The organism is Streptomyces griseoflavus, from assembly GCF_014649995.1.
GTDB lineage: Bacteria > Actinomycetota > Actinomycetes > Streptomycetales > Streptomycetaceae > Streptomyces > Streptomyces griseoflavus.
Map to the genome: position 1 here is coordinate 1 of NZ_BMUC01000030.1, position 526 is coordinate 526.

The 526-nt window shown below is 67.9% G+C and carries 1 protein-coding gene; it reads left to right on the top strand.

From position 1 onward, the window contains the following. The coding region (locus IE172_RS35030) for a 3-hydroxyacyl-CoA dehydrogenase family protein (protein WP_229886728.1) at positions 1-526 on the top strand (526 nt) is incomplete at both ends.

The following is a 526-nucleotide window of genomic DNA, read 5'->3' on the forward strand; positions in this document are numbered from 1 at the left end:
TCGCGCGGATCACACCCACCGCCGAGGCCGCCGACCTCGCCGGCTGCGACGCCGTCATCGAGGCCGTCTTCGAGGACACCTCCCTCAAGCACAAGGTGTTCCAGGAGATCCAGGACGTCGTCGACCCCGACGCGCTGCTGTGCTCCAACACCTCCACCCTGCCCATCACCGCCCTCGCCGAGGGCGTCGAGCGCCAGGGCGACTTCATCGGGCTGCACTTCTTCTCACCCGTCGACAAGATGCCGCTGGTGGAGATCATCAAGGGCGAGCGCACCGGCGACGAGGCGCTGGCCCGCGCCTTCGACCTGGTCCGCCAGATCAACAAGACCCCGATCGTCGTCAACGACTCGCGCGGATTCTTCACCTCCCGCGTCATCGGCCACTTCATCAACGAGGGCGTCGCCATGGTCGGCGAAGGCATCGAACCCGCCTCCGTCGAGCAGGCCGCCGCCCAGGCGGGCTACCCGGCCAAGGTGCTCTCCCTGATGGACGAGCTCACCCTCACCCTCCCGCGCAAGATCCGCAA